We start from the raw sequence: 2911 nt of genomic DNA on the forward strand, positions 1-2911 counted from the left end.
GCTGATCATCCTCTCAGACCAGCTAGGGATCGTCGCGTTGGTGAGCTCTTACCTCACCAACAAGCTAATCCCACTTGGCTCATCTAGTCGCGAGAGCTTTCAAGAAGAGGCCCCTTTCACCCGTAGGTCGTATGCGGTATTAGCAGTCGTTTCCAACTGTTGTCCCCCTCGACTAGGCAGATTCCCAAGCATTACTCACCCGTCCGCCGCTCGACGCCAGAATAGCAAGCTATTCTTCGTTTCCGCTCGACTTGCATGTGTTAAGCCTACCGCCAGCGTTCAATCTGAGCCATGATCAAACTCTTCAATTAAAAGTTTTTGACTAATTGCCTAAGCAATTAAGTCGGCTCAATGAATTCTGTACTTCAACAACAAACCGAAGTTTGTTGTTTATAAAACCAAATCTTTCGATTTAATTTAATGTTCACAATTACATTGATATAATATTTGGTCATTATATCTCTGCAAGTGCTCACACAGATTGCTTGAATAAATTGTTAAAGAGCATTGACATCAACGCTTTGCGTCTTAGTCAGGCTGCGTATTCTACGCAAACCAGATTCGAAGTCAAGTACATATTTGCACTTTATTTCAGGAGGTTAAAAAGTAACTTCCGATACCAATAAACACCTTTACTTGGCGGCTGTTGCCGTGTCAGTGAGGACGCATTATAGAGAGATGACTGATGATAACAAGTCTTTTTTATATAAAAAACAAAAGACATTATTAATCACAACTTACCACCAGGTTATACACAGACTAAGCATTTATATTTCAATAATGCTAATTTTTTGTTTGTATTTCATACATTTTTTGACAAAATAAGACACAGCTATGATTTTTTGTAGCTTTTTATTGATACATTGAGACTGATTGTCGCTCTTCTATATATTAGTTACTATTAGGGACAAGAGTAACAATTGATACTTTATTCTTTCATATTAATCACTTACGTGTTTTCAGGGGTTCTTTAAAACGATGAGCTTTTCAACTTTATCCAATGCTACTCGAGCATCCGTTATTTCAGTAGCTATTGCTGCAATTGGTTTTGCAGCGCTTTCCTTTATAGGAAATGCAATAGCAGCACCGATTGCGTTTGCTATTGGTGCAATTATTACTGGTATTACAATTAAATTAACAACACCTTCATCTTCAAGCAGCGCTGCTGTAGAAACAACGACATTATATGTAGGGAACTTACCTTACCGAGCAAATGAAACATCAGTACGTACATTGTTTGCAGAACATGGCCAGGTATTATCAGTTCGCTTAATGAAAGACAAGCATACAGGTAAACGTCGTGGTTTTGGTTTTGTCGAAATGCCAGAGGCTGACGCGAAAGAAGCAATTCAATCGCTTAATGATGCTGAATACCAACAACGGACATTAAAAGTACGTGAAGCAAATGAGCGCACTCTTCATCCGACGGAGTAATTTACTTCATTAGATTATACGTCTATATATAAAGGCTGACTTAACCCTATTCTATTAAATAGGAGAGTCAGCTTTTTTTGTGCCTGTATTTTGGTACAAAAAGATTGGCCTATATTGCATGTATTCAGAACCGTATTTTTCTCGCCTAATATATCCTTCACACGCAGTGCTATCGCCATACCAGAATCGATAAATTGAATGTGTTCACCAAGGCTTGCTTCTAATTCGGTAACGAGCAGGGGAAAATGTGTACAACCGAGTACTACCACGTCAGGGCTGTTCTGTGGGTCACTCCATTTTGATACCACATTATTGATTGCATCTAAGTCGACCGGATGACCATATAGTTTATTCTCAGCTTGCAACACAAGGCTTGTCGTCCCGATCATGTCTATCTCACAATCCTGAGCATGCTCATTAACAAGCAATTGGGTATATTCGCGTGATACGGTACCAGGGGTAGCAAGCAAACCTATTTTTTTCTTTTTACTTTGTAATGCCGCGGGCTTAATTGCCGGAACAACGCCAACAAAAGGAATAGAGAAACGCTTACGTAAAGCAGGTAATACTAATGTACTCGCAGAGTTACAGGCGATAACCACTAGATCAGGACTATGATTTTCGCACATGTAGCCGATTAGCTGGCAAACACGATCGATAAGAAACTCAGGGTCAAGTTCACCGTAAGGGAAATATTTATTATCAAACAGGTAAAGGTAGTCCGCGTTTGGCAATTGTTCTTTGATTGCTTTATATATAGATATACCACCTACACCAGAATCAAAAATCAATATCTTACTCATGTACAACCCATTGGATCATTATAAAAGCCATATAATAGTCAAGGGCGGGATAAATTGGAATAGATAGATATAAAGAAGCCAGCATATAGCTGGCTTCTCGGTTATCACTTTAGCGTTTAATTACAAATTAAAATTCATAAGTAGCGTTAATGTAATAACCACGTTCAGGAGCAGGGTAACCCTGTGCAGTCGCATATTCTTTATCGAATAAATTATCGATCCGAGCACTTACTTTAAATTCTTCAGTAACTAAGTAAGCCGCTGAGATATCCCAAAGACTGTAACCAGCAAAGGTTTCAACACCATTTGTTCCAAAATCATCTCTTTCACCTTGATATAAGTAGCGTAGAGATAAATCCGTATCACCTAGTTGGACAACACCTTGCCATTTAGCTTTGTATTTAGCACGACGTACTAATGTCTCACCATCTGGATCTTTAGGATCTAAATACTCCAACACAGCTTGGTGATCAACAATACCTGTTACAGCATTAATTTCTAATTCCACACCTTGAAGAACGCTTTCTCCTTCAATATTATAAGCTGTATAAACCCCATTAACATCGTCTTTAGCTTTAATTAAATCTTGGACTTTATTTTTATAAGCGGTCAATCTCCAATCAACCATTCCAGTTATACCTTGAATCCCAATTTCTATAGATTCGCCCGATTCA

3 protein-coding genes and 1 rRNA gene are annotated in these 2911 nt (G+C 38.6%); 1 reads left to right on the forward strand and 3 read right to left on the reverse strand.

Going from position 1 to position 2911, the window contains the following annotated elements; genetic code table 11:
• Window positions 1-311 (reverse strand): 16S ribosomal RNA (locus PE36_RS23250); the annotation flags it as partial.
• A 667-nt stretch (window positions 312-978) separates the two neighbouring features.
• On the opposite strand from PE36_RS23250, the gene PE36_RS23255 reads away from it, so the two are divergent.
• Window positions 979-1434 (forward strand): RNA-binding protein, encoded by a 456-nt coding sequence (locus PE36_RS23255; RefSeq protein WP_006034566.1) that lies wholly within the window; start codon window positions 979-981, stop codon window positions 1432-1434.
• Window positions 1435-1448: 14 nt separating this feature from the next.
• On the opposite strand, the gene murI is transcribed toward PE36_RS23255, so the two are convergent.
• Both murI and PE36_RS23265 read right to left on the reverse strand, forming a co-directional pair.
• Window positions 1449-2237 (reverse strand): glutamate racemase, encoded by a 789-nt coding sequence (murI, locus tag PE36_RS23260; protein WP_006034567.1) that lies wholly within the window; start codon window positions 2235-2237, stop codon window positions 1449-1451.
• Between the two features lie 127 nt (window positions 2238-2364).
• Window positions 2365-2911: TonB-dependent receptor domain-containing protein (locus PE36_RS23265; protein ID WP_006034568.1), on the reverse strand; the 547-nt coding region annotated here is incomplete at its 5' end.

This window comes from Moritella sp. PE36, from assembly GCF_000170855.1.
GTDB lineage: Bacteria > Pseudomonadota > Gammaproteobacteria > Enterobacterales > Moritellaceae > Moritella.